23 protein-coding genes are annotated in these 26,438 nt (G+C 64.0%); 13 read left to right on the forward strand and 10 right to left on the reverse strand.

Annotated features, from left to right (window positions below; translation table 11 throughout):
* Positions 1-108 precede the first annotated feature (108 nt).
* The 5 genes from fabD to mltG all read left to right on the forward strand — a co-directional run bounded on the left by fabD (position 109) and on the right by mltG (position 4,601).
* Complete coding sequence (fabD, locus tag ACRECS_RS02930) at positions 109-1,044, forward strand: ACP S-malonyltransferase (protein WP_431581460.1); 936 nt, start codon at positions 109-111, stop codon at positions 1,042-1,044.
* Between the two features lie 127 nt (positions 1,045-1,171).
* Complete coding sequence (fabG, locus tag ACRECS_RS02935; protein ID WP_431581461.1) at positions 1,172-1,909, forward strand: 3-oxoacyl-[acyl-carrier-protein] reductase; 738 nt, start codon at positions 1,172-1,174, stop codon at positions 1,907-1,909.
* 84 nt (positions 1,910-1,993) lie between these two features.
* Positions 1,994-2,230 (forward strand): acyl carrier protein, encoded by a 237-nt coding sequence (locus tag ACRECS_RS02940; protein WP_187763464.1) that lies wholly within the window; start codon positions 1,994-1,996, stop codon positions 2,228-2,230.
* A gap of 136 nt (positions 2,231-2,366) precedes the next feature.
* Complete coding sequence (gene fabF / locus ACRECS_RS02945) at positions 2,367-3,626, forward strand: beta-ketoacyl-ACP synthase II (RefSeq protein WP_431581462.1); 1,260 nt, start codon at positions 2,367-2,369, stop codon at positions 3,624-3,626.
* Between the two features lie 6 nt (positions 3,627-3,632).
* Positions 3,633-4,601, forward strand: coding sequence for an endolytic transglycosylase MltG (gene mltG, locus ACRECS_RS02950; RefSeq protein ID WP_431581463.1), 969 nt, complete (start codon positions 3,633-3,635; stop codon positions 4,599-4,601).
* 9 nt (positions 4,602-4,610) lie between these two features.
* Here mltG and ACRECS_RS02955 read toward each other — a convergent pair whose 3' ends face one another.
* From ACRECS_RS02955 to ACRECS_RS02995, 9 genes are all read right to left on the reverse strand, one after another.
* Positions 4,611-5,198 carry a TetR/AcrR family transcriptional regulator gene (locus ACRECS_RS02955; protein ID WP_431581464.1) on the reverse strand — a complete coding sequence of 196 codons (588 nt, stop codon included), beginning with the start codon at positions 5,196-5,198 and terminating at the stop codon, positions 4,611-4,613.
* Positions 5,199-5,282: 84 nt separating this feature from the next.
* Positions 5,283-5,888 (reverse strand): bifunctional 4-hydroxy-2-oxoglutarate aldolase/2-dehydro-3-deoxy-phosphogluconate aldolase, encoded by a 606-nt coding sequence (eda, locus tag ACRECS_RS02960; protein WP_431581465.1) that lies wholly within the window; start codon positions 5,886-5,888, stop codon positions 5,283-5,285.
* On the reverse strand, positions 5,885-6,853 hold the full coding sequence (gene glk, locus ACRECS_RS02965; protein ID WP_431581466.1) for a glucokinase: 969 nt from the start codon (positions 6,851-6,853) through the stop codon (positions 5,885-5,887). The genes eda and glk overlap by 4 nt, the downstream gene beginning before the upstream one ends.
* Before the next feature lie 16 nt (positions 6,854-6,869).
* A complete protein-coding gene (gene edd / locus ACRECS_RS02970; RefSeq protein WP_431581467.1) occupies positions 6,870-8,687 on the reverse strand; it encodes a phosphogluconate dehydratase in 1,818 nt (605 codons plus the stop codon).
* The gene (pgl, locus tag ACRECS_RS02975) at positions 8,684-9,394 is read right to left on the reverse strand and encodes a 6-phosphogluconolactonase (protein ID WP_431581468.1); all 711 of its coding nucleotides are present in this window, start codon (positions 9,392-9,394) and stop codon (positions 8,684-8,686) included. Before pgl ends, edd begins: the two co-directional genes overlap by 4 nt.
* 54 nt (positions 9,395-9,448) lie before the next feature.
* Complete coding sequence (gene zwf, locus ACRECS_RS02980) at positions 9,449-10,909, reverse strand: glucose-6-phosphate dehydrogenase (RefSeq protein ID WP_431581469.1); 1,461 nt, start codon at positions 10,907-10,909, stop codon at positions 9,449-9,451.
* A 71-nt stretch (positions 10,910-10,980) separates the two neighbouring features.
* Positions 10,981-11,910, reverse strand: a complete 930-nt coding sequence (gene argC / locus ACRECS_RS02985) for an N-acetyl-gamma-glutamyl-phosphate reductase (protein ID WP_431581470.1) — start codon at positions 11,908-11,910, stop codon at positions 10,981-10,983.
* Positions 11,907-12,257 carry an SH3 domain-containing protein gene (locus ACRECS_RS02990; RefSeq protein WP_431581471.1) on the reverse strand — a complete coding sequence of 117 codons (351 nt, stop codon included), beginning with the start codon at positions 12,255-12,257 and terminating at the stop codon, positions 11,907-11,909. Before ACRECS_RS02990 ends, argC begins: the two co-directional genes overlap by 4 nt.
* Positions 12,220-12,540 (reverse strand): MarR family transcriptional regulator, encoded by a 321-nt coding sequence (locus tag ACRECS_RS02995; protein ID WP_034158351.1) that lies wholly within the window; start codon positions 12,538-12,540, stop codon positions 12,220-12,222. Before ACRECS_RS02995 ends, ACRECS_RS02990 begins: the two co-directional genes overlap by 38 nt.
* Positions 12,541-12,803: 263 nt before the next feature.
* Between ACRECS_RS02995 and secG the strand changes: the two genes are divergently transcribed.
* The 7 genes from secG (at position 12,804) to ACRECS_RS03030 (ending at position 21,363) form a co-directional block, all read left to right on the forward strand.
* Positions 12,804-13,175 (forward strand): preprotein translocase subunit SecG, encoded by a 372-nt coding sequence (gene secG, locus ACRECS_RS03000; RefSeq protein WP_431581472.1) that lies wholly within the window; start codon positions 12,804-12,806, stop codon positions 13,173-13,175.
* A gap of 95 nt (positions 13,176-13,270) precedes the next feature.
* A complete protein-coding gene (locus tag ACRECS_RS03005; RefSeq protein WP_431581473.1) occupies positions 13,271-14,905 on the forward strand; it encodes a CTP synthase in 1,635 nt (544 codons plus the stop codon).
* 488 nt (positions 14,906-15,393) lie between these two features.
* Positions 15,394-17,868: a TonB-dependent receptor gene (locus tag ACRECS_RS03010; protein WP_431581474.1), complete on the forward strand. Its 2,475-nt coding sequence runs from the start codon at positions 15,394-15,396 to the stop codon at positions 17,866-17,868.
* Between the two features lie 453 nt (positions 17,869-18,321).
* The gene (locus ACRECS_RS03015) at positions 18,322-19,572 is read left to right on the forward strand and encodes a lipoprotein-releasing ABC transporter permease subunit (protein WP_431581475.1); all 1,251 of its coding nucleotides are present in this window, start codon (positions 18,322-18,324) and stop codon (positions 19,570-19,572) included.
* Positions 19,565-20,239, forward strand: a complete 675-nt coding sequence (locus ACRECS_RS03020) for an ABC transporter ATP-binding protein (RefSeq protein WP_431581476.1) — start codon at positions 19,565-19,567, stop codon at positions 20,237-20,239. The genes ACRECS_RS03015 and ACRECS_RS03020 overlap by 8 nt, the downstream gene beginning before the upstream one ends.
* 33 nt (positions 20,240-20,272) lie before the next feature.
* The gene (locus ACRECS_RS03025; RefSeq protein ID WP_431581477.1) at positions 20,273-20,875 is read left to right on the forward strand and encodes a GNAT family N-acetyltransferase; all 603 of its coding nucleotides are present in this window, start codon (positions 20,273-20,275) and stop codon (positions 20,873-20,875) included.
* A complete protein-coding gene (locus ACRECS_RS03030; RefSeq protein WP_431581478.1) occupies positions 20,872-21,363 on the forward strand; it encodes a glutathione peroxidase in 492 nt (163 codons plus the stop codon). The genes ACRECS_RS03025 and ACRECS_RS03030 overlap by 4 nt, the downstream gene beginning before the upstream one ends.
* Here the strand turns inward: ACRECS_RS03030 and ACRECS_RS03035 are convergent.
* Positions 21,360-22,592: a calcium-binding protein gene (locus ACRECS_RS03035; RefSeq protein WP_431581479.1), complete on the reverse strand. Its 1,233-nt coding sequence runs from the start codon at positions 22,590-22,592 to the stop codon at positions 21,360-21,362. The two genes, ACRECS_RS03030 and ACRECS_RS03035, sit on opposite strands and share 4 nt — an antisense overlap.
* A 325-nt stretch (positions 22,593-22,917) precedes the next feature.
* On the opposite strand from ACRECS_RS03035, the gene dnaE reads away from it, so the two are divergent.
* Positions 22,918-26,430 carry a DNA polymerase III subunit alpha gene (dnaE, locus tag ACRECS_RS03040; protein WP_431581480.1) on the forward strand — a complete coding sequence of 1,171 codons (3,513 nt, stop codon included), beginning with the start codon at positions 22,918-22,920 and terminating at the stop codon, positions 26,428-26,430.
* The last annotated feature ends 8 nt before the right edge of the window (positions 26,431-26,438 follow it).

The following is a 26,438-nucleotide window of genomic DNA, read 5'->3' on the forward strand; positions in this document are numbered from 1 at the left end:
GGTGTCGCAACGATGTGCCGCCGCACCGGCTAATTGGTCGCAAAATGTCGCGACTTGCCTTCACCCGTCCATCTTCCTAGTCCGGCGCGCCTGATCAGGAGCCAGACTATGCGTGCATTTATTTTTCCCGGACAGGGCAGCCAGGCCGTCGGCATGGGCAAGGCGCTCGCCGATGCGAGCCCGGTCGCCCGCGCGGTCTTCCAGGAAGTCGACGAGGCGCTTGGCCAGCATCTCTTCCGGCTGATGACCGAGGGCCCTGAGGACCAGCTCGTGCTGACCGAGAATGCGCAGCCGGCGATCATGGCCAACGCGATCGCGACGCTGCGGGTGCTGGAGCAAGAGGGCGGCATCCGCCTGGCCGACAAGGCCGATTATGTCGCGGGCCATTCGCTCGGCGAATATACCGCCTTGTGCGCGGCGGGGGCATTCGACCTGGCGACCACGGCGCTGCTGCTCAAGCATCGCGGCCAGGCGATGCAGGCCGCGGTGCCGGTCGGCGAGGGCGCGATGGCCGCGTTGCTCGGCGCGGATGTCGACAAGGCGCGTGCGATCGCGGACGCCGCGGCCGAGGGCGAGGTGTGCACCGTCGCCAATGACAATGACCCAGGCCAGGTGGTGATCTCCGGCGCGCGCGCGGCGATCGAGCGGGCGATCGCGCTGGCCAAGGACATGGGCGCCAAGCGCGCGGTTCTGTTGCCGGTCTCAGCCCCGTTTCATTGCCCGCTGATGCAGCCTGCTGCCGACGCGATGGAAAAGGCACTGGCCGAGGCGCGACTCGATTCGCCGCTGGTGCCGGTCTTCGCCAACGTCACCGCGACGCCGGTCGGCGATGCCGACACGATCCGCCGCCTGCTGGTCGAGCAGGTCACCGGCATGGTGCGCTGGCGCGAATCGGTGATCGCGATGGCGGCGACCGGGGTCGAGCAGTTCGTCGAATTCGGCGGCAAGGTGCTGGGCCCGATGGTCAAGCGCAGCGTCGCCGATGTCGAGGTGACAAGCGTGGTGACGATGGAAGATATCGAGGCGCTGGCGAAAGCGCTTTAATGTAGTTCTCCCTCTCTCCTGCGGGGAGAGGGTCGGGGAGAGGGGCAGTCAAGAGCGGCACCTCTCCGTACAGCCCCTCTCCCAACCCTCTCCCGGAGGGGAGAGGGCTCTAAGTGGAGATCAAGAAATGTTCGACCTGACAGGCATGACCGCGCTGGTGACTGGCGCTTCGGGAGGAATCGGTTCGGCCGTGGCGCAGGCACTGGCGGCGCAGGGTGCGCGCCTTGCAGTTTCCGGATCGAACACCGACAAGCTGGAAGCGTTCAGGGCAAGCCTCGGCGGCGATCATGTCGCGCTGCCGTGCAATTTGTCGGACGGTGCAGCGGTCGATGCGCTGGTGCCGTCGGCGGTCGAGGCGCTCGGCAAGCTCGATATTCTGGTCAACAATGCCGGCGTGACGCGCGACAACCTCGTCATGCGCATGAAGGATGAGGAATGGGATCAGGTGATCCGCGTCAATCTCGAGGCTGCATTCCGCCTCGCTCGCGCCGCGGCACGCCCGATGATGAAGGCGCGCTTCGGCCGGATCATTTCGATTACATCCGTTGTGGGTACGACTGGCAATCCCGGCCAGGCCAATTACGCCGCGTCCAAGGGCGGCCTGACCGCCATGTCCAAGGCGCTGGCGCAGGAACTCGCGTCGCGCGGCATTACTGTGAATTGCGTCGCGCCGGGGTTCATCACCTCGCCGATGACCGACGAATTGCCCGATGCGCAGAAGGAGGCGCTCAACGCGCGGATCCCGGCCGGCAAGATGGGCGAGGGCGCGGATATCGGCGCGGCAGTGGTCTATCTTGCCAGCAAGGAGGCAGGATATGTCACGGGACAGACGTTGCATGTGAACGGCGGGATGGCCATGATCTGAAGGACGCCCCCTTGCGCGGGCACCGGACGCGTTCTACGTGCGTTCGGGAATTACCAAAACCCCCAGCAATAGAGGGACGATACCATGAGCGAGACCGCAGACCGCGTTAAGAAGATTGTCGTCGAGCATCTCGGCGTCGAGGCCGAGAAGGTGACCGAGGACGCGAGCTTCATCGACGATCTTGGCGCGGACAGCCTCGACATCGTCGAGCTGGTGATGGCATTCGAGGAAGAGTTCGGCGTCGAAATCCCTGATGACGCCGCCGAGAAGATCACGACCGTCAAGGACGCGATCACCTTCATCGACGAGCATAAGGACTGATCGGCGGGCTTGGGCGGATGCAGATGCGTCGCCCGCGCCCATCGTTTGGCTGACCACATGACCGGCTCCCCGTCCCAGCATATTGCACCGGGGCGGGGGGCCGTTCGTTTTTGCAGATGAATTACGGAGATTCGCCATGCGCCGCGTTGTCGTAACCGGACTTGGACTCGTCACCCCGCTCGGCGCAGATGTCGAAACGGCCTGGGCGAACATTCTCGCGGCCAAATCGGGCGCGGGCACCATCACGCGTTTCGATGCGAGCGACTATGCCTGCAGCATCGCTTGCGAGGTGAAGCCGCCCGAGCATGAATATGGCTTCGATCCCGGCAAGCGCGTCGATCACAAGGTGCAGCGCCAGGTCGATCCGTTCATCATCTATGGCATAGACGCGGCCGGCCAGGCGCTGGAAGATGCCGGCCTGCTCGACATGACCGAAGAGCAGAAATATCGCGCGGGCTGTTCGATCGGCGCCGGCATCGGCGGACTGCCGGGCATTGCCAGCGAATCGATCGTGCTCCACGAAAAGGGCCCGAGGCGTGTCTCGCCGCACTTCGTCCATGGCCGCCTGATCAACCTGATCACAGGCCAGGTGCAGATCAAATACGGCCTGATGGGCCCGAATCACGCCGTCGTCACCGCATGCTCGACCGGTGCGCATTCGATCGGCGACGCCGCGCGGATGATTGCGATGGACGATGCCGATGTGATGCTCGCGGGCGGCGCGGAAGGCGCGATCTGCCCGCTCGGCATTGCCGGCTTTGCCCAGGCGCGCGCGCTCTCGACCAATTTCAACGCGACGCCGGAACGCGCCAGCCGCCCCTATGACGTCGATCGCGACGGTTTCGTGATGGGCGAGGGCGCAGGTATCGTCGTGCTCGAGGAATATGAGCACGCCAAGGCGCGCGGCGCGAAAATCTATGCCGAGGTGATCGGCTATGGCCTGTCGGGCGATGCCTATCATGTCACCGCACCGCATCCCGAGGGCTCGGGCGCGTTCCGGTCGATGGAAATGGCGATGAAGAAGTCGGGCCTGTCGCTGTCGGACATTGATTATATCAATGCGCACGGCACCTCGACCCCGCTCGGCGACGAGCTCGAGCTGAACGCGGTGCGCCGCTTGTTCGGCAGCAATATCGACACGCTGTCGATGAGCTCGACCAAATCGGCGATCGGGCATCTGCTCGGCGGCGCCGGCGCGGTCGAGAGCATCTTCTGCATCCTCGCACTGCGCGACCAGATCGTGCCGCCGACGCTCAATCTCGACAATCCGAGCGAGAATTGCGTCGGGGTCGATCTCGTCCCGCACAAGGCGAAGGAACGCAAGGTGAAGGCAGTGCTGAACAATTCGTTCGGCTTTGGCGGCACCAATGCCAGCCTTGTCATGCGCGCGATCTGATTTGGTGTGCGCAAATTTGGCTGTTCCGCGCTGATCCTGGCGCTCATCGCCGTCGTGGCGGCGATGAGCGTGGTCTATTACTGGGGCGGCAGCGGACCGCTGAAGCGCAATACGACAATCAGCATCGCGCCCGGCACCAGCATGGCGCAGGCGGCCGATCAGCTCGAAAAGGCCGGCGCGATCGGTTCGGCGAGCAATTTCAAGCTGCTCGCGCGTATCTTCGGCGGCGGTCAGGGGATCAAGGCAGGCGAATATAATTTGCCCGCGCATCTCAGCCGGGCCGACATCCTGAAACTGCTGCAGGGCGGCAAGACGCTGCAGCGCTTCGTCATGATCGCGCCGGGCTGGCCCTCAGTGGTGGTCAAGGACGCGCTGATGAAGAAAGACGAGCTGGAAGGGCCGGTCGCTGTACCGGCCGAGGGCTCGATCATGCCCGACAGCTACAGTTTCCAGCGCGGCGACACGCGCGCGTCGATGGTGAAGCGGATGCAGCACGCCATGACGCAATATCTCACCAGCGCCTGGGCGAAGCGCAAGCCCGGCATTGCCGTGACGACGCCGCGCGACGCGCTGATCCTGGCGTCGATCGTCGAGAAAGAAACCGGCAAGGCGAGCGAACGCCGCCTGGTCGCCGCCGTCTATTCGAACCGGCTGAAGCGCGGCATGCCGCTTCAGGCCGATCCGACCGTGATCTATCCGGTGACCAAGGGCCGTCCGCTGGGGCGCCGCATTCTGCGGTCGGAACTACAGGCTGATAACGGCTACAATACCTATGCGATGACCGGTTTGCCGGCGGGGCCGATCGCTAATCCGGGCCGCGGCTCGATTGATGCGGTACTGGATCCCGCGCAGTCGAACGCGCTCTATTTCGTGGCTGACGGCACTGGTGGGCATGTCTTTGCAGACACCCTCGAACAGCATAATGCCAACGTCCAGAAATGGTATGCGATCAGGCGTGCGCGCGGGGAAATGTAATCTCGTCGTTCAGACCGCGGCGATGGTCTCCAGCACCCGGCGATAGACAGTCTCGAGCGGCATTTCTTCACCCAATAGCTGGAAGGTACCGTTGAGGGTGAAGAAGCAATGGCCATGCACCGTCGCCAGCAGCGAGCGAGTCAGCGCGTCGGCCTCATCCACCTTGTCCTCCGGCAGCACGGCGGCAATCTCGTCGCGGACGATTCCGGTCAGCGATCTGATCTGCTCGCGATAATATTCCGGTGCGCGCACATCGTCGGGCAGGCGGTGATCGTATAATGCGGTCCAGGCATGACGGTGGAGGATGGCGAATTCGAAATAGGCCTCGACCAGAGCGCGCAGCCGGCGTTGCTCGACTCCGTCCAGCCGCGCTTGGAGATGGGCCTGCCATAGCGCCAGCGTTCGCGCGTTGATCGCCAGCACCAGCAGGTCATAGGATTCGAACACGTTATAGATCGTGCCGATCGAATAGCCGATCCGCTTGGCCACTTCGCGCGCCGAGAAATGCGCGAAGCCGACTTCGGATATCTGGCGATGGCCCTCGCGGACGATCATCGCCTTCAGTTCCTCGCGGGTATGATCCGATCGTCTGGCCATGATCCCTCATCGTCGAGCCGAGGGAACCATTAGACAGCGTTCAATAAAAATCCAATCCCGCTGGAGAAAGGAGCGGGGGCCGGATTATCGCCGCAGCGCGTTTGCCGCGCGCGCCTTCGCCTCGACCTCCGCCATGGTGCCGCCGGTCACCCAGCTGCCGCCGACACACAGTACCGGATCGAATGCCAGCCAGTCGGGTGCGCTCGCCTCCGTGATTCCACCGGTCGGGCAGAATTGTGCCTGGTAGAAGGGCGCGGCCAGCGCCTTCAGCGCCTTCAGGCCGCCCGACGCCTCGGCCGGGAAGAATTTGAAATGCGCCAACCCGAGATCGAGGCCGCGCATGATATCCCCGGCATTGGCCACACCCGGCAGGAAGGGCACGCCGCTATCGACGATCGGGCGGCCAAGCGTCTCGGTCAGGCCGGGCGAGACGATGAATTCGACATCCAGGTCCATCACCTGCTCGAACTGCTCAAGCGTTACGACCGTACCGGCGCCGACGATCGCGCCGGGAACCTGCTTCATCTCGCGGATCGCGTCGAGCGCCGCAGGGGTACGCATCGTCACTTCAAGCACGCGCAGGCCGCCGGCAACCAGCGCTTCGGCCAGCGGGCGGGCGGTCGCGGCATCGTCGATCACCAGCACCGGGATGACCGCACTGGTGCGCATGATGGTTTCGATGCCGGTCATGATGTGTATTCCTGTGCAAAGGCGGCAGCGGCGCCGTAAAGGCCCGGTTGCGGATGAATGATCAGTTTGACCGGGATCGCGGCCATCATCTGCTGGAAGCGGCCCTTGGCGGCGAAGCGCTCGGCAAAGCCCGACCGCGCGAAATGCTCCTTGAGCCTGAGGCCTAGGCCGCCGGCGATGACCACGCCCTTGGCACCATGCGCCAGCGCGAGATCGCCGGCCACTGCGCCGAGGCTGAGGCAGAAGCGGTCGAGCGCGGCGAGCGCGAGGCTGTCCTTGCCCTCAAGCGCCATGGTCCAGATCGCCTTGTCGTCGAGCCGCGGGATGGCGCGATTCTCGATCTCGGCGAGCGTCTCGTAAATGCCGACAATGCCGGGGCCGGCGACGATGCGCTCGGTCGAGACGCGGGTGAACTTCTTGCGCAGATGCTTGACGAAGGCGTCCTCGATCCCGTCGAGCGGGGCATAATCGACGTGGCCGCCCTCGGTTTCGAGTACATGATAGCGCAGCGGCGTGCGCAGCACCTGCGCCACACCCAGGCCAGTGCCGGGACCGCACACGGTCAGCACGCCGGCCGGCGCGAAGGGCTGGTCGGGACCGGCCAGGTGCAGGAATTCGCTGTCCGGCGCCTGGGCGACGGCATGGCCGATCGCGCCGAAATCGTTGATCAACACGAAATCATCGACGTCGAGACGCTCGGGAATCAGCGCCGGGCGGATGATCCATGGATTGTTGGTCAGCTTGATCACTTCACCGCCGACGGGGGACGCGACCGCGATCGCCGCCGCACGAGGCAAAGGACGCTTCTGCGCCGCGCCGAACGCCTGCCAGGCGGTCTGCAGGCTGGCATGCTCCGCGGTCTTGTGAGTGGTCGGCTCACCGAGCGAGACGACGCGGCCATCAGCCACTTCGGCAATCGCGAAGCGGGCATGAGTCCCACCGATATCGACCGTGACGACTTCCATGCCCACCATCCCAATCCTACCAGCCCATTGCTGCGAGCATGGCGGAACCGCCGCGCTCCGCTTCGTTCGCGCGGTCGCGCATGATTGAGAAGAGCTCACGGCCCGTGCCCATCGCCGGTGCCGGCGCGGTCGCGAACTCGCGCGCCTCCCATTCCGCCGGGTCGACCAAGGCGACCAGTTCGCCGGTATCGGCGGACACGCGGATGATGTCGCCGTCGCGCACCTTGCCGAGCGGTCCGCCACCGAGCGCTTCGGGGCTCGAATGAATTGCGCACGGGACCTTGCCCGACGCGCCCGACATGCGGCCGTCGGTGACCAGGGCGACGCGGAACCCGCGATTCTGCAGCACGCCAAGCGGCGGCGTCAGCTTGTGCAGTTCGGGCATGCCATTGGCGCGCGGCCCCTGGAAGCGCACCACCACGACCACATCGCGGTCGAGCTCGCCTGCCTTGAACGCGTCCTGCACTTCCTGCTGAGTCGAAAAGACCCGCGCCGGCGCTTGGATCGTCCAGCGATCGCGCTCGACCGCGCTGACCTTGATGCATGACCGGCCGAGATTGCCGGCGAGGATGCGGAAGCCGCCTTCAGCCGAAAACGGCGCGCTTGCCGGACGCAGGATGGTATCGTCCTTGCTCTCGCCGGGGTCGACCCAGCTCAGCGTCTCGCCATCGAGCGTCGCGGTCCTGCCGTAATCGGCCAGGTCATTGCCGGCGACGGTGCGGATATCGCGGTGCATCAGCCCGGCGTCGATCAGTTCGCGGATCACGAACGGCATGCCGCCCGCATCCTCGAAGCCGTTCACATCGGCTGAACCATTGGGATAGACGCGTGCGATCAGCGGGACGGCGCTCGACAGCCGGTCGAAATCCTCCCAGTCGATCACGATCCCGGCACAGGCAGCGATGGCGGGCAGATGGATCAGATGATTGGTCGATCCGCCCGTCGCGAGCAGCCCGATCGCCGCGTTGACGATCGCCTTTTCATCGACACATTCGCCCAAGGGGCGGTAATCGTCACCCTTCCAGCCGATCCTGGCCAGCTGATGGACCGCGGCGCGGGTCAGCTCCTGACGCAACTTGGTGCCGGGATTGACGAAGGCAGCGCCGGGCATATGCAGGCCCATCACTTCCATCATCATCTGGTTGGAGTTGGCGGTGCCGTAAAAGGTACAGGTGCCCTTGCCGTGATAAGCGGCGATCTCCGCCTCGAGCAGCTCGTCGCGGGTCGCCTTGCCTTCGGCATAGAGCTCGCGAACGCGGGCCTTTTCCTTGTTGGGGATGCCGGTGCGCATCGGCCCGGCGGGGATCAGGATCATCGGCAGGTGACCAAAGCGCAGCGCGCCCATCAACAGGCCGGGGACGATCTTGTCGCAGATGCCGAGCAGCGCTGCGCCTTCGAACATGCCATGGCTCAGCGCGATGCCGGTGCTCATCGCGATCGTGTCGCGGCTGAACAGCGACAATTCCATGCCGGGATAACCCTGCGTCACGCCATCGCACATCGCCGGCACGCCGCCCGCGACCTGCGCCGTGGCGCCGGCTTCGCGCGCCCAGACCTTCATCTGTTCCGGGTAGCGGTAATAGGGCGCATGGGCCGACAGCATGTCGTTATAGGCCGTGACGATGCCGATGTTCATCGCCGTGCCCGGCTTCATCGCGTCACGGTCTTCGTCGGTGCCGGCATAGCCATGCGCAAGATTGGCGCAGCCAAGCATCGGCCGCTCGATGCCGCTGTCGCGCTCGTGCCGGATCAGCGCGAGATAGGCGTCACGTGTCGGCTTCGATCGCTCGATGATCCGATCAGTGACGGCCGCGACAGCAGCGTTGAGCGTCATGCGGGGCTCCAGTGGATGTCGACGGGCAACTCCGCATCGGCAAGCACGCGACCGATCGGATAGGGTGAGGCAGGGCCTTGCTTGATTGCCTGTTCGATCACTGTGCGCTTGGCGTCGCCGGTCACGGCGAGCGTGAGCGCGCGGGCCGAGACGATCGCAGCGCGGCTCAGCGTCACGCGTGCCACCGGCGCCTCGGGCGGCAGCGGATCGGGCATCACGCCAAGCGCGCGGCGCTCGCGCGGGCCGGCAATCGCTTCCTCATAGTCAGGGCCGGGGAAGATCGAGGCGGTATGGCCGTCCGCGCCCACACCGAGCAGGCACAGGTCGAGCGGCCAGTGATGGTCGCCGAGCCGCGAATCCGCCGCGCGGCCCGCTGCCTTGTAGTCGGCCGCCGCTTCGCTGACGATCGGGATCACCCGTGCGCCCTTGGGAATGAACACCTTGCCGATCGCGGTGATGTTCGACAGCGGGTCGCCCAGCGGCACGATGCGCTCATCGGTCGGGATGATCGTGACGCGCTTCCAGTCGAGCTTGGTCGCGGCGAGTTTTGCGTAGATGGGCAGGGGGGTCTTGCCGCCGGCCAGGGCGATCACGCACGCGCCGCGCGCATCGATCGCGCTTTCGATCACAAAGGCGATGTCGCCCGCGACCGCATCGGCCATCTCTTCGGCGTCCTCATAGTCCCACCATTCGATTTCTTCGCTCATCTGTCTTCCTTGATATGTGTTTGGGCGGGAACGGCTCGAACGCGATAACGCGCGTCAATCGTCCTGCCAGGTGACCCCGTCGCGCTCGGTCAGCGCGATCGCGGCCGACGGCCCCCATCCGCCCGAGGCATAGGCTTTAGGCTTCACCCCATTCGCTTCCCAGCCTGCGCGGATCGCATCGATCCATTGCCACTGCGCCTCGACCTCGTCGCGGCGCACGAACAAGGTTGGGTCGCCTTCGATCAGGTCAAGCAGCAATCGTTCATAGGCGATGCGCCGCCGCGTGCCGGCAAAGGCGCTGTCGAGGCTGAGGTCGAGCGGCACTTCGCGCAAGCGGATGCCGTCGCGGTCGAGCCCGGGTTCCTTCGCCATGACCAGCAGCCGGACATACTCCTCGGGTTGCAACCGGATGATCAGCATGTTGGGCTGGAGCAGGCCGCCACGATCGCCGAACATCGAATGCGGCACGGCCTTGAACTGGATCGCGATCTCCGACCGACGTGCCGGCATGCGCTTGCCGGTGCGCAGATAGAAGGGCACGCCCTGCCAGCGCCAATTGTCGACATGCGCCTTGATCGCGACAAAGGTCTCGGTGTTCGACGGCTTGCCCAGTTCATCGGCATAACCCTTCACGATCTCGCCATTGACCGCGCCCGAGCCATATTGGCCGGTGACGGTCAGATGCGGCACGTCGGCCGGTGCCATCTGGCGCAGCGAGCGGAACACCTTGGCTTTCTCGTCGCGAATCGCCGTGCCGTCGAAGCGGGCAGGGGGCTCCATCGCGATCAGGGCGAGCAATTGCAGCATATGGTTCTGGACCATGTCGCGCAGTGCGCCGGCATTCTCGTAATAGCCCGCGCGATCCTCCAGCCCGACCGTCTCTGCGATGGTAATCTGGACATTGTCGATCCCGCGCGCATTCCATACCGGCTCGAAGAAGGAGTTCCCGAAGCGCAGCGCGAGGATGTTCTGGACCGTTTCCTTGCCGAGATAATGGTCGATCCGGAAGGTCCGCTCCTCGGGAAAGGCGAACGCCACCGCATCGTTGATCTCGCGGCTGGTGGCGAGATCATAGCCGAGCGGTTTCTCCAGCCCGATGCGTACCGTCGCGCCGGCCAGGCCGACCGATTCGAGACCCTTGATGGTCGGCTCGAACAGGAAGGGCGCAGTCGACAGGAAGATGGCGAGGCCGCCCGAAACGTCGCCGATCTTCTCGGCCAGTGCCCCGAACCCGTCGACCTTCGACGCGTCGAGCGGTTGGTAGCTCAGCCGTTCGAGGAAGCTCTTGATCGCGGCCTTGTCCTTGCGATCGTCGGGCAGGAACTCCTCGAGCGCCTTGGCCGCGAAGCTGCGATAGCTCTTGTCGTCATGGTCCGAACGCGCCGTGCCGGTGATCGCCAGCCCTTCGGGCAGCAAGTTATCGGCGTGCAGGCCATAGAGCGACGGGAGCAGCATGCGCTGCGCCAGATCGCCGGTCGCACCGAACAGGAGCAGCTTGGCCACTGGATTGCGCATGATATCTCCTTATGTCGCCGTGCCGCGCGGTAGCCTGAGGGAGGCGCGCCGCCAACGGGAATATGTATGCGTTAGACGGTCAGCCCGGTGATCGGGTCGAATCCCGCCATAATGTTCAAATTCTGCACAGCGGCACCCGCCGCACCCTTGCCGAGATTGTCGAGCGTCGCGATCAGCCGCGCCTGGCCGGTTTCGGGATTGCCGCAGACACGAAGCGTCAGGCGGTCGGTCCCGGCATCGGCCTCAATCGCAACGGTGGCGGCGTCGCCCTCGGCGATATTGATCAGCGCACAGTCGCGATACGCCTCGCTCAGCACCGCTTCGCAGACATGCAGGCTCGGTCGGCGTGGAAACGCATGCAGCGGCAGCGGCACCTCCACGATCATGCCGCGATAGGTATTGGCAACCGAAGGCATGAAGATCGGTGGATGCTCGATCCGCGCATGTTTCTGCATTTCCGGCACATGCTTATGCGCAAGGCTGAGCCCATAGGTGCGCGCGGCCGGGGGCGGATTGGCCGCCTCGAACTCGGCGATCATTGCCTTGCCGCCACCCGAATAGCCCGACACCGCATTGACCGTGAGCGGCCAGTCGACCGGCACCAGCCCCATGCGCACCAGCGGACGCACCAGTGCGAGGAAGCCGGTCGGGTAACACCCCGGATTGCTCACCCGCTTCGCCTCGGCAATCGCGGCCTGCTGGCCGGGCTCAAGCTCGGGAAAGCCATAGCTCCAGCCCTCCGCCGTGCGGAACGCAGTGGAGGCGTCGATCACCCGGGTGCGGTCATTGTCGATCAGCGCCACCGCCTCGCGCGCGGCGTCGTCAGGCAGGCACAGGATGACGAAGTCGGCGTCGTTCAACGCCTCGGCACGGGCGGCTATATCCTTGCGCCGTGCATCATCGATCTCGATGATCGAGATATCGGTCCGTCCGGCAAGCCGCTCGCGAATCTCCAGGCCGGTGGTGCCCGCTGCGCCGTCGATGAAGACATTGACGCTCATTGGACGCGCGGCGCCAGAGCGGCGGCGGCGATATAGCCGACCTGGCCGTGAGCCGGCGCGATTCCCCAGGCGTCGTCGCCGGCATATTCAAGCACCTCAAACAGGTCCTCGGGCATCAGGATGGCGATCGACGCGGAATCCAGCGGTCGTTCGCTCCGCAGAATCGTCTGCGTCGCAACCACCATCGGCAACGGCGCCGCATAATGCGGCGCGAAGACATGTTCGGCGAGACGAATGTCCGCGATATCACGGCGGACGGCGTTGGTACGCGGATCGAGCGTGACCGACGGCCCGGTAAGCGCGAAGCTCCTACGCGCTGGCCCGGCGGACGGCGGGTTGCTCGGCATCGCCGAGGAATTGCCCGAACTCTTCAAGAAACTCTGCCCCTTCACTGGTCTTCGCGACGAAGATATTACGCTTGTCTGTATCGTCGCGCTGACGGCGCAGATAGCCCAGCGCACCAAGTCTGTTCAAGGCGCGCGTGACGACCGGTTTAGAAACATTCAGCACGCGGGCAAGCCCACGCACCGTATGCGGACCCGGTCTGAGGTAAACGACAAGAAGCAACGCCATCTGGCGGTTGGTCAGATCCGGTTCACCTGATCGCACATAATCGACCAGTGCCTGCATCCAGGAGCCGAGGGTGGAACCCGCCGCTGCGGGGGAACGTTCGAGAATGGTGGCCACAATAAAATTCCACGTTACGCAATGCCCGAAGGCAGGACATCGATGTTCATAACGCCCACAAACGCACCTGGTTTCAGTGCGGAGGCGAAATGTTCATCTTAGCGGCCAGAACGTTTCGCTGGCGCGGTGGTTGATCGAACCGGCCGCCTCGCCTATGTGGCCGCTTTCCGCAGCAACTCCTTTAGCCAAAGATCGCGCACCCACTCATGTTCACCTTCATCCTCGTCGTTCATGCCGTTGTCGCGGCCTTCCTGGTCGGCGTCATCCTGATGCAACGGTCGGAAGGCGGCGGGCTGGGGACGGGGGGCAGCCCATCGGGGCTGATGTCGGCACGCGGTGCGGCTGATTTCCTGACTCGCGCGACCTCGGTCCTGGCGACAGTGTTCGTCACGCTGAGCATCGTGCTCGCGGTGCTTGCCTCGACCCGCCAGGCGGTGACGATCGATCCGACCCTCGCGCGCAAGCCGGTGGCGGCCCCGGCGGCGGCACCTCCCGCCGACGATGCGGCAGCGGCAGCGGCACTGGCGGCGAACGTGACCGCGCCGGTGAACAACAGCGCAGTTCCGCTCGCGCAATAATCTCAGCCACAATCCGCACCTTAGCGGATTTTCAACAGCTTTTCGGAGTCGCGCGCTTGTCGCGCGACCCTAAACGACGCTAGGCCTTTGCTCCCATGGCGCGGTTCATTTTTATCACCGGCGGCGTGGTTTCCTCGCTCGGCAAAGGTCTCATGGCGGCGAGCCTCGCGGCTCTCCTGCAAGCGCGCGGCTATCGCGTGCGCATTCGCAAGTTCGATCCCTATCTGAACGTCGATCCCGGCACGATGTCGCCCTATCAGCATGGCGAAGTCTATGTGACCGACGACGGGGCGGAGACGGATCTCGACCTCGGCCATTATGAGCGCTTCACCGGCGTGCCGTCGCGCCAGTCGGACAATGTCACCTCGGGCCGGATCTATCAGCAGATCATCGCGCGCGAACGGCGCGGCGATTATCTCGGCGCGACAGTGCAGGTCATTCCGCACGTCACCGACGCGATCAAGGAATTCGCCCAGGCGGAGACCGACGATCTGGACTTCGTGCTGTGCGAAATCGGCGGCACCGTCGGCGATATCGAATCGCTGCCGTTCATCGAGGCGATTCGCCAGCTTCGGAACGATCTTGGCCGCGGCCAGTCGGTCAGCATCCATGTGACCCTGGTGCCGTACATCGCGGCGGCCGGCGAACTGAAGACCAAGCCGACCCAGCATTCGGTGCGCGAACTCGCCGCGCTCGGCGTGCAGCCCGATGTGCTGGTGTGCCGCTGCGAACAGCCGTTGCCGGTCAGCGAGCGCGCGAAGATCGCGCTGTTCTGCAACGTGCCGCAGGCCGCGGTCATCCCGGCGCTCGACGCCAAGAGCATCTATGCCGTGCCGATGCAATATCATGCGGAAGGGCTCGATTCGGAAGTGCTGCGCGCCTTCGGTATCGAACCTGGTGAGCCACCCAGGCTCGACCGCTGGATCGACATTGTCGACCGGCTGGAAAACCCCGAGGGCGAAGTCACGATCGGCGTGGTCGGCAAATATGTCGGCCTGCCCGACGCCTATAAGTCGCTCAACGAGGCGCTGGTCCATGGCGGCATCGCCAACCGGGTCAAGGTCAACATTCAGTGGATCGACGCCGAGCTGTTCGAGCAGGCCGACAGCGACGTCGCCGCCAAGCTCGAGCCGCTCCACGCGATCCTCGTCCCCGGCGCGTTCGGCGAGCGCGGCGCGGAGGGCAAGATCGCCAGCGTGCGCTTCGCACGTGAGCGCCGCGTGCCCTATTTCGGCATTTGTTTCGGCATGCAGATGGCGTGCGTCGAGGGTGCGCGTGACCTGGGCGGCATCGCCAATGCGTCGTCGACCGAATTCGGTCCGACCGACGAACCGGTTGTCGGCATGATCACCGAATGGATGACCGCCGATGGCATACAGAAGCGCGAGGAGGGCGGCGATCTGGGCGGCACGATGCGGCTCGGCGCCTATGAAGCGAAGCTCGACGGCAACAGTGTGGTCGCCTCAATCTATGGCAGCGACGACATCAGCGAGCGTCACCGCCACCGCTATGAGGTCAATACCGGTTACCGCGATGTCCTGGAGAAGGGTGGGCTGGTCTTTTCCGGCATGTCGCCCGACGGCACCTTGCCCGAGATCGTCGAGCGGCCCGACCATCCCTGGTTCATCGGCGTGCAGTTCCACCCGGAATTGAAGAGCAAGCCGTTCGACCCGCATCCCCTGTTCGCCAGCTTCGTCGAAGCGGCGGTCAAGCAGAGCCGACTGGTCTGAAAACCCGCGCTTTCTCCCTGTTTTGCGCGATTAACAGGGAGATTATCAGGGAGCGGCATTTATTTTGGCCGTTTTTGAGCCTGAAAACGCGTTTTTCGTGGCAAATACGTCATTCTATCCAATAACTTACCGACGCCTCTCCCTGTTATTCAATAACAGGGAGAGGCGTCGGGATAACAGGGAGATCAGCTCCCTGTTATTCGAGCGGAACAGGGAGTGATCGCCTCCCTGTTTTTTCCAGCAATGAGAAAGAGCGAAGTGCTGCGACCCGTCGTACCGGCGCACTATGCACATGCTGCCCGGCCGTTGAATCAAGCCGGTCGATAGCGCCACGCGGCGCTGATTTGGGTCGCTTCACCGAAGTATCAAAGCGAAAAAGCGCGCAATTGCGGGGGCGTAAAGTTCAACTTTAGCGCGCTCAAGAACGCAGCGGCTAGAACTCCCACTGGAATAGTAGAGTTTAGGCTCTTCTCTAGGGGGAATCGTTAATGCTCGCTCACACACTTTCCGCGTTGCTGGCTTCGACCGCGATTGCGCAAACCTCTCAGGAACCTCCCGCTCCACCACCGATCACGGTCACTGTTCCCGGGACGGAAGGTCGTAGCGAGGAAGATGTTCAGCGCAGCTCGGTCGCGGCCGACATCATCGTCACCGCGCGCCGGCGTGCGGAAGCGGCGCAGGACGTACCGATCGCCATCTCGGTGGTCGGGGTGAAGGAGCTGGACACCACCGGCAGCTTCAATGTGCAGCGGCTGCAGCAGCTTCAGCCGACGCTGCAATTCTATTCGTCCAACCCGCGCAACTCGTCGGTCAATATCCGTGGCCTCGGCGCGCCGCTCGGCCTGACCAATGACGGGATCGACCAGGGCGTCGGCGTCTATATCGACCAGGTCTATTTCAGCCGCGTCGCGGTCGCCACGCTCGATTTCCTCGACGTGCAGCAGGTCGAGACGCTGCGCGGGCCGCAGGGCACGCTGTACGGCAAGAACACGGTCGCCGGCGCGATCAACATCACGTCGAAGGCGCCGAGCTTCTCTTATGAGGGGCGCGCCGAGGTTACCGTCGGCAATCTCGAGTTCAAGCAGGCCAAGGCGTCGGTCTCCGGCCCGATCAGCGACAAGGTGGCCGTGCGCATCGGCGCCTCCGTCACCAGCCGCCGCGGCACGATCTACAACGTCGCCAGCGGCAATTATGTCAACGCACAGGACAATATCGGCCTGCGTGGCGCGATCCTGTGGAAAGCGAGCGACAGCCTGAAGGTGACGCTGTCCGGCGATTACAACCGCCAGAACCCCGAATGCTGCGCGCAGATCTATGTCCGTTACGGCCCGACGCAGCGCGTCGACACCCGGCAATATCCCAAGCTCACCGCCCAGTTCGGCTATGCGGTGCCGAGCACCAACCCGTTCGATCGTCTGACCGATCTCGACGCGGACCTTAATGCCCGCAACATCCTGGGCGGGGCATCGCTGCGCGCCGAGCTCGAGCTTGGCTCGGGCACGCTGACCTCGGTCACCGCATGGCGTTTCTGGGACTGGCTGCCCGCGAACGACCGCGATTTCACCGGCTTGCCGATCACCACCTTGTCGCAGAATCCAACCAAGCAGGACCAGTACACCCAGGAACTCCGCTATGCCGGCGAGGGCAATGGCTTCGACTATGTGGTCGGCGCGTTCGCCTTTTATCAGGACATCCATACCACCGGCACGCAGCGTCAGGGTTCTGCCGCGAGTCGCTGGTTGATCAGCCCGACCGTGCGTGACACGTCGGTCCCCGGCCCTGACAAGCCGTTGTTGTATCTCGATCCGACGGTGCTTGATGGTCTGAACGCCAGCAATGACATCCGCCTAAAGAATTTCAGCGGTGCGGTGTTCGGCAAGCTCAACTGGAAAGTCACTGACGAGATCACCCTCTCGCCCGGCGTCCGCCTCAACTATGATGACAAGGTCGGATCCTATGTCAGCATCGTCCGCGACGGGCAGGGCAATCTGGTGCCGGCCACGGGCGGCACGCCTCGCCAGATCGAGCAGCGCACCGCGTTGACCCCACAAGCGTTCAAGGACGAAGCCTATCGCGCCTGGAACTTTTCATATGATTTCACCGCGTCGTACAAACCGTCACGCGATCTCCTGCTCTATGCGACCTATGCGCATACCTTCAAATCGGGTGGCCTTAATCTCAACGGCGTGCCCGTGGTGGCCGGTGTCGCCCAAACCCAGTTTGCCCAGGTCAAACCGGAAAAGGTCGACCATTTCGAGATCGGCCTGAAGTCGCAATTCTGGGATCGCAAGGCGACACTGAACCTCACCGGCTTCTGGACCTCGATCAAGGACTATCAGGCGCTGGTCAACGATGGCGCCAATGCGACCCTGCGCGGCTATCTCGCCAATGCCGACAAGGTGCGGGTGCGCGGCATTGAGGCCGATTTCTCGATCCGGCCGTCCGAACGCTTCAGCCTGTACGTCAACGGCGCTTTCACCGATCATGAATATTCCAAGTTCACCAATGCACCATGCCCCCCGGAATTGTCGGGCGGGGGCAGTGGCGCGGTGATCGGTAACCCGGGTGTTCCCGGGACCAACAGCCCGCTGGTCTGCAACATTTCGGGCCAGTGGCTGCCGGGCATCTCGAAATGGGCGTTTTCGTTCGGCGGCGAATATAATGTGCCGGCGACGATCCTCGGCAAGGATGGCGAGGTCTATCTCGGCGCCGATGCCAACAGGCGCTCGAAATTCTCCTCGAATGCCTCGCGCTCGATCTACACCGATATCAACGGCTATACGCTGGCCAATTTCCGCCTCGGCTATCGCACCGACGACTTCAATATCTTCGGCTGGGTGCGTAACGCCTTCGACGCGAAATATTTCGAGCTGCTGGCAACCACGCCTGGCAATACAGGCCTGATCTCCGGCAATCCCGGCGATCCTCAGACCTATGGCCTGACGCTCAGCGCCTCGTTCTGATCCATCGACAGCCCTCTCCCGGATGCGGGAGAGGGCAACGATGTCAGGATCATGGCGATATAATGGGACCGGAAAAGCAAACGCCCGGACCGTTTCCAGCCCGGGCGCCTGCGTGACGATCGCTCGTCAGCCCCCTTGTCCCGCCCTCGCTGCACGCCCTGTTTTCAAGGCGGCGCTGAAAGCATTCCCCGAACCACGGCCATTGCCTGTGTCTCAGTGTTGGAAGTGCTAGGATCGGTGCCGGCGTTTGTCACCGGCAATGTGGCCAGTTTGGTTCGATTGCGGCGATCCTGTGGCGATTGCGCAACAGGGTGAATCAGTTGCCTACAACGCACGCGTACCCGTGACGCCGTGCTCGTCCGCGACAAAACCCCCTCCGCTCCGGCCATTGCGGTAAACGAGTAGTGACCCTAGAGCGGCCATGTCATCCCTCGGCGAGCGTTACCGGCACCCATGATATTGTCACGCTACGAACGCATGATCGCGCGGCGCTACCTCCTGCCGGGCAAGGGGGAAGCGTTCATCTTCCTCGTCGCCGGCATCAGCCTGGTCGCGGTGATGCTGGGCGTCGCCGCCCTGGTCATCGTGATGAGCGTGATGAACGGCTTTCGCGCCGAATTGTTCGACAAGATCGTCGGCCTGAACGGCCATGCGGTGGTGCAGGGGATCGGCGGGCGAATCCCGGACTGGCGCGACATGGTCAAGACCGCGCAGGCGACGCCAGGCGTGACCAGCGCGACGCCAATGATCGAGCAGCCGCTGATGACCAGCTATAATGGCAGGGTCGAGGCGGTACTGGTGCGCGGCATGCGTATCCAGGACATTCGCGGCAACCAGACGATCAGCACCAAGGTGGTGATGGGATCGCTGGCCAGCCTGGCGCCGGGCAGCGGCAAGATCGCGATCGGATCGCGGCTCGCCGATGCGCTGGGCGCACAGGTCGGCAGCGAAATCTCGCTGATCAGCCCGCAGGGGCAGACCACGCCGTTCGGCACTGTCCCGCGCATCGTTTCCTACACCGTCGGCGCGATCTTCGAGATCGGGGTGTATGATTACGACAAGGCCTATGTGATCATGCCGATGGAGGACGCGCAGACCTTGCTGCTGCTCGGCGACAGTGTCGGCATGATTGAAGTGCAGACGGTCGATCCGGACCGGGTGGCGACGATCCTGGCGCCGCTTGCCGACAAGATCGGGCGGCGCGCGGTGATCGCCGACTGGCGCCAGATGAATGCGCAATTGTTCGAGGCGCTGGCGGTCGAGCGAGTCGCGATGTTCACCGTGCTGTCGATCATCATCCTGGTCGCGGTATTCAATATCCTGTCGTCGCTGATCATGCTGGTGCGCGCCAAGACCCGCGACATCGCGATCCTGCGCACCATGGGGGCGACGCGAGTCGGGCTGATCCGCATCTTCATGGTGGTCGGCACGACGATCGGTGCGCTCGGCATCGTTGCCGGCCTGATCCTCGGCTTCATCTTCCTGTATTACCGGCAGGGCGTGGTGAATTTCGTGCAGTTCGTCACCGGGCAGAATCTGTGGGATCCGGCGATCCGCTTCCTCACCGAGCTGCCGTCAAAGACCGATCCGGTCGAGATCGTCGTGATCGCCTTGATGGCGCTGGTGTTCAGCTTCCTCGCCACGCTCTACCCGGCATTCAAGGCGGCGAGCACGGATCCGGTCCAGGTGTTGCGTTATGAGTGAGCCGATCCTGGCCGTTTCGGGCCTGACCCGCAGCTTCACGCAGGGCGATGCCACGATCGAGGTGCTGCGCGGCGTCGACCTGACAGTCGGGGCAGGGGAGATCGTTGCACTGCTTGGGCCCTCGGGTTCGGGCAAATCGACTCTGCTTCAGGCGATCGGCCTGCTTGAGGGCGGTTTCGGCGGCTCGATCCGCATCGCCGGCAAGGAAGCGGCCAAGCTTGATGCGCATGGCCGCACCCTGGTGCGCCGCGACTATCTCGGCTTCATCTATCAGTTCCACCATCTGCTGCCCGATTTCAACGCGGCGGAAAATGTCGTCCTGCCGCAGTTGATCCGCGACCGCACCCGCGCCCAGGCCGATGATCGTGCCGAATCGCTGCTCACCGCACTTGGCCTTGGCGAACGCCTGACTCACCGGCCGAGCCAGCTATCGGGCGGGGAGCAGCAACGCGTCGCGGTTGCCCGCGCGCTGGCCAATCGACCCGCGCTGGTGCTGGCCGATGAGCCGACCGGCAACCTTGATGAGGCCACAGCGGATATCGTCCTCGCCGAGTTCCTCCGCCTGGTCCGCCATGAAGGATCGGCGGCGCTGGTCGCGACTCATAACGAGCGCATGGCGTTGAAGATGGACCGAGTGGTCCGGCTTCATGAGGGAAGGCTCGCATGACGGCGCTGCGCCGTGGCTCAGCGGGCTGATCCGATGTCGGCATGGACCGCCACACCGATCCTGTCCGGACGGCATGTCACGCTCCGTCCGCTCTTGCCCGAAGACGCCGACGCGCTGGTCGCGGCCATCGCGGATGATCTGGCCGACCAATTCTACACGTTCGTGCCCAATGCGGATACGGTCCAGGCCTGGATGGCGAAGCTGATCGGCGAGCGCGACGCCGGCCGGGCGATGCCCTTTGCGGTGCTTGACGCCAAGGGCGCGATTGCCGGTACGACCCGCTTCATGCGCATGAGCGAGTCGCATCGCCGGGTCGAGATCGGCGGCACGCTATACGCACGCCGGGTGCAGCGCACCGGGCTCAACAGCGAGGCAAAGCGGCTGCTGCTAACTCATGCGTTCGAGACGCTCGACTGCGGCTGTGTCCAGTTGCGCACCGACTGGCTCAATCAGCGTTCGCGGCGCGCGATCGAACGGCTTGGGGCGAAGCTCGACGGCGTGCTGCGCAACCATATGCTGATGCCAGGTGGTCATTTGCGCGACACCGTGGTCTATTCGATCACCGCGACCGAATGGCCGGGCGTCCGCGCCAATCTCGATTATCTGCTCGCGCGCCATGAAGGAGCGACCGCATGACCGCAGTGACCGATCTGAGCGTCAAGGCCGCCGATGGCGGCACGGTCGATCTGTCCGCCTATGCCGGCCAGGTGCTGCTGATCGTCAACACCGCCTCCAAATGCGGTTTCACGCCGCAATATGAGGGGCTTGAGGCACTGCACCGTAAATATGCCGATCGCGGGTTCGAAGTGCTCGGCTTTCCCTGCAACCAGTTCGGTAGCCAGGAGCCGGGAGACGCGGCGGAGATCGCCAATTTCTGCACCCTGACCTATGACGTGACCTTCCCGGTGTTCGCCAAGGTCAACGTCAACGGCTCCGACGCCGACCCGCTGTTCCAGAAATTGCGCAGCGACGCCCCCGGGCTGCTCGGCTCGACCGGGATCAAGTGGAACTTCACCAAATTCCTGGTCGATCGCAGCGGCGAGACGATCGCCCGCTATGCGCCGACGACCAAGCCCGAGGATATCGAGGCGGATATCGAAAAGCTGCTGGCCGCGCCGCGCTAAAGGAAGAAGTCACCACTGACGAGACTGACCGCGCTGCTGAAGCCAATGGCCATATCGGCGATGCCGTCGCCATTGGTATCGCCATAGACGGTCGTCACCCCGCCCGCGATTTCGTAGCGCAGCTGACCCGCCACGCCGGTGAACGATCCTGTCCCGATAAAGGAAAAGGCGTTGTCGAAGCCGCCCGCGACGGCGTCGATGTCCGACAGGCGGATCCTGTCACCCGCCGCATGGCTGAAATCGGTGATCAGGTCTGTCGTCGCCCAGGTCGTGCCGCCGATATCGCCCGCGGCAAACACGAATTCATCACTGCCGCCGCCGCCGGTCAGGGTATCCGCACCAGTGCCGCCGGTCAGCGTGTCGCTGGCCGAGCCCGCGATCAGCGTGTCATTGCCGTCCCGGCCAAAGAGCGATGCCTTGGTCGATGCCGACCCCGCGTTGATGGTATCGCCATACAGCGAACCATATACCCACTCGATGTCCTCGACGCTATTGATATAGGTGCCGAGAATGGTGTCGGTGCCGGTGCTGAACAGGGTCGTGAAGTCGATCGTCACGCCGGTCGCGCTGGCGCCGGCATCGAACTCAAGCGTATCGAATCCGGAGCCGCCATCGACATAATCGCCAATTCCGAACGACAGGACGTCGTCGCCGCCAAGGCCGATGAGCACGTCATAATAGATATCCGTTCCCAGCGCCGAAAGGCCGCCCATTCCCGCCGTCAGATGATCGTGACCGGCACCGCCGGTGAGCGAATCACCGCCGCCCTGGCCAAGCAGGCTGCAGATCTTCCCTGCGAGCGACCCTGAGATCATGGTGTCGTTGAAGGCCGTGCCGACGGCGGAATCGAGATTCTCGAAGCCCTGGATCGTGCCGCCGCCCAATGTGGCGCTGCCGCCGAACCACAGGCCGGTAAAGTCGATGTTTACGGCGGACGAGGCGTTGTTCATGAAAAGCAACAGGTTATCGGTGCCGTTGCCGCCATTCGCACTGTCGCCATAGCCGATAAAGATATGGTCGTTGCCATCCCCGCCAAGCAAGGTGTCGGCGGAGGTATCGGTGTCCAGCCCGAGATAGGCGAAAAGAAAGTCGTTTCCCGACCCGCCATCGATATAATCCGAACCCGCTCCGCCGGCCAGGTCGTCGTCACCACCATTGCCGTAGATGAAATCTCCCGACGCGGTGCCGGTATAAAAATCAGCTACGCTGGTGCCGTTGAACGTCGCCATACAAGTTGCCCCCGTATCTTATCTGGCCGATGCGCCGGATGTGACTCTAATTACCTGCTATGGCGAGAGTTTCACAGGTCCATGTCAATCGCAAGACATCCTATTCTTGTTTGCGATAAGTCGAACGGGTTGAAACCATAATGGCTGTATTTGCTTTGCCTGGCGCCTATTAACCAAGCGGCGTTTCCAACGAAATTCTCTCTGCAAGCGCGGCGTATCGGCCTCGTCATCCCGTCATGGGAATGGTCGCCGGCATCGAAGTTAGCCACAGCTTTTTGGCGCCTCGGCGCTTCCCTTGGCGCGCCACTATCCGCATAACGGCACCATGCCTCACTCCGCGTTCGTACCCCTACGTATCTTCTCGTCCTACACGATGCTCGATGGCGCGATCGAGCCGAAGGCGATCGCCAAGCGCGCCCAGGAACTGGGCTTTCCCGCCGCGGCGCTGACTGACCGCAACGGGCTTTACGCCGCGATGGCCTTTTCCGATGCGGCGAAGGGCGCCGGCGTGCAGCCGATCATCGGCGCGATGCTCGGCGTCGCGCGGCCCGACATGCCCGAGGGCGTGGAGGCGCCGCTCGACTGGCTCGCGCTCTATGCCCAGGACGAAGCCGGGTATCAGAATATCTGCGCACTGGTGTCGATGGCGCATCTTGACCGCCCGATCGAACAGGCACCGCATGTCGATTTCGCCACGCTGGAAGGGCGCACCGACGGCGTGATCGCGCTCACCGCCGGGCGCGAAGGCGGCCTGACCCGGCTGCTGGCGGAAGGGCAGGAGGATCGCGCGCGGGCCTATCTCGACCGGCTGCAGTCGCTGTTCCGTGACCGGCTCTATATCGAACTGACGCGGCGGCTCGACGAGACCGAGGGCAGGGCGGAGCCGGGTTTGCTCGATCTGGCCTATGAGCGCGACTTGCCGCTGGTTGCGACCAATCCGTGCTGTTTTGCCGATGAGGATTTCAGCGAAGCGCATGACGCGATGCTGTGCATCGCCAATTCGACCTATATCGCCAGCGACGATCGCCCGCGCAGCTCGCCCGATGCCTGGATGAAGCCGGCCAAGGACATGCGCATGCTGTTCGCGGACCTGCCCGAAGCGATCGCCAACACGCTGGTCGTCGCGCAGCGCTGCGCCGTGGCGGCGCCATCGCGCAAGCCGATCCTGCCGAGCCTTGCCGGCGACCGTGATGCCGAGTCCGAGGCACTGCGCGTCGATGCGCGCGCCGGGCTCGACATGCGGCTGCGGCGGATCGCCGAATTGCAGGGTCTGTCGCTGGACGCGAACGGTGTGCCGGCCGAATGGACCATCGCCTATCGCGAGCGGCTGGAGTTCGAGCTCGACGTCATCATCCAGATGGGTTTTCCGGGCTATTTCCTGATCGTCGCGGACTTCATCAAATGGGCCAAGGATCATGACATCCCGGTCGGCCCGGGCCGTGGTTCAGGTGCCGGCTCCGTCGTCGCCTGGGCGCTGACCATCACTGATCTCGATCCGATGAAGCTCGGCCTGCTGTTCGAACGTTTCCTCAACCCGGAACGCGTGTCGATGCCCGACTTCGACATCGATTTCTGCGAAACGCGGCGCGAAGAAGTGATCCGCTATGTGCAGCGCAAATACGGCTCCGATCATGTTGCGCAGATCATCACCTTTGGACGGCTCAAGGCGCGCGCGGTGCTCAAGGACACCGGCCGCGTGCTGCAGATGAGCTATGGCCAGGTTGACCGGTTGGCAAAGCTCATCCCCAACCATCCGACCGATCCCTGGACGCTGGATCGCGCGCTCAACGGCGTCAGCGAACTGGCGCAGGAATATCGTGGCAATGAGGGTGTGAAGCACCTTCTCGATCTGGCGATGAAGCTGGAGGGGCTGCCGCGGCACAGTTCGACTCACGCCGCGGGTGTGGTGATCGGCGATCGCCCGCTCAATCAGCTCGTCCCGCTCTATCGCGATCCGCGATCGGACATGCCGGTCACTCAGTTCGACATGAAATATGTCGAGGCGGCGGGTCTGGTGAAGTTCGACTTTCTCGGCCTGAAGACGCTATCGGTTCTCAAGAAAGCGGTACAACTCCTTGTAAGGCGTGGAATAAAGATCGACCTGGATGCGCTCGCCTGGGATGACGAAGGCGTCTACAAGCTGCTTCAGAAGGGCGACACGGTCGGCGTGTTCCAGCTCGAATCCGAGGGCATGCGGCGGACGCTGGCGGCGGTCCGCCCGTCCAATTTCGGCGACATCATCGCGCTCGTCTCGCTCTATCGGCCGGGCCCGATGGACAATATCCCGAGCTTCGGCGCGCGCAAGAACGGGCGCGAGCCGATCACGTATCCGCATCCCTTGCTCGAACAGATATTGTCCGAAACCTACGGCATCTTCGTCTATCAGGAACAGGTGATGCAGGCGGCGCAGGTGCTCGCCGGCTACAGCCTGGGCCAGGCCGATCTGTTGCGCCGCGCGATGGGCAAGAAGATCAAGAAGGAGATGGACGACCAGCGCGCCGGGTTCGTCGAGGGCTGTATGGCGGTCAACAAGATCGCCGCGCCCAAGGCGAACGAGCTGTTCGACTTGATCGACAAGTTCGCCGGCTACGGCTTCAATAAGTCGCACGCCGCCGCTTATGCGCTGCTCGCCTATCAGACCGCCTGGCTGAAGGCGCATCATCCGCACGATTTCTTCGCGGCATCAATGTGTTACGACCTGCATCTAACCGACAAGCTCGCCATCTTCGCCGACGATATGCGACGCATGGGGGTCAAGTGCCACGCGCCGTGCGTCAATGAGAGCGAGGCGGAGTTCAGCGTCGAATATGACGATGACGGGCTCGCCGTACGCTATGCGCTCGCCGCGCTGAAGGGCGTGGGCGAGGGCGCGATGGAGAAGCTGGTCGACGAACGTACCGCCAATGGCCCGTTCGACACGCTTGACGATTTCGCACGCCGCGTCGATCCGCGCCTGCTCAACAAGCGCCAGCTCGAAGGACTGGCCGGGGCCGGGGCGTTCGATACGATCGACACAAATCGTGCCGGCATCTTCGCCACCGCCGAAACCTTGCTCGCGACCGCTGCCCGCACGCAGGAGATGAAGACCAGCGGGCAGGGCGGCCTGTTCGGCGAAGGCGAGGCGCAGGAACCCGCGATCAAGCTGCCGCTCAGCGCGCGCTGGACGCTGGCTCAGCGCATGGAGCAGGAGAAGGAGGCGTTCGGCTATTATTTCTCCGCGCATCCGGTTGATCGTCACGGGCATCTCGCCCGGGCGCATGGCGCGCGAAATTTTGCCGCGCTTGGCGACCTCTCCATTCCCGACGATGGCAGCCGCGCCGGTGCGACGATGGCCGCACTGGTCGAGGATGCGCGCTGGCGCACCTCCGCCAAGGGCCGGCGCTACCTGATGGCGACCTTGTCCGATCCGTCGGGCCAGTTCGTCGCGACCTGTTTCGACGACATGGTGGCGGCGGAGCTGGAGGAGGCGGCGCGCAATGGCGGTTGCGGCATCCTGACCGTCGAGCTTGATCGCCGCCCGGGCGAGGAATCGCCCCGCGTCACGATCAAGCGGATCCAGCCGTTCGAGGGGCTGGCCAACCATGCCCGCTTCACCATTGAGGCTGCGGTCGGCACACCCGCGGCGGTCGCTGCCCTTGCCGAAATGCTCGCCGAGCATCGCGGCGGGCGCGGGCAGGTCTGGATCAGGGCTGCGCTTCCCGATGGCGGCGAAGCGCGCCTCCTGCTCGGCCGCGACTTTCTGCTCGACGGCGAGCTTGCCGGACGCATCGAGACCCTGCAGGATGTCGGCGATGTCGAGCTGAAGACTTCGGAAACGAGGCTCGCTCTGGTTGGATAACAAGAGAG

Origin of the sequence: Sphingomonas sp. (assembly GCF_050725575.1) — a bacterium.
Classification (GTDB): Bacteria; Pseudomonadota; Alphaproteobacteria; order Sphingomonadales; family Sphingomonadaceae; genus Sphingomonas.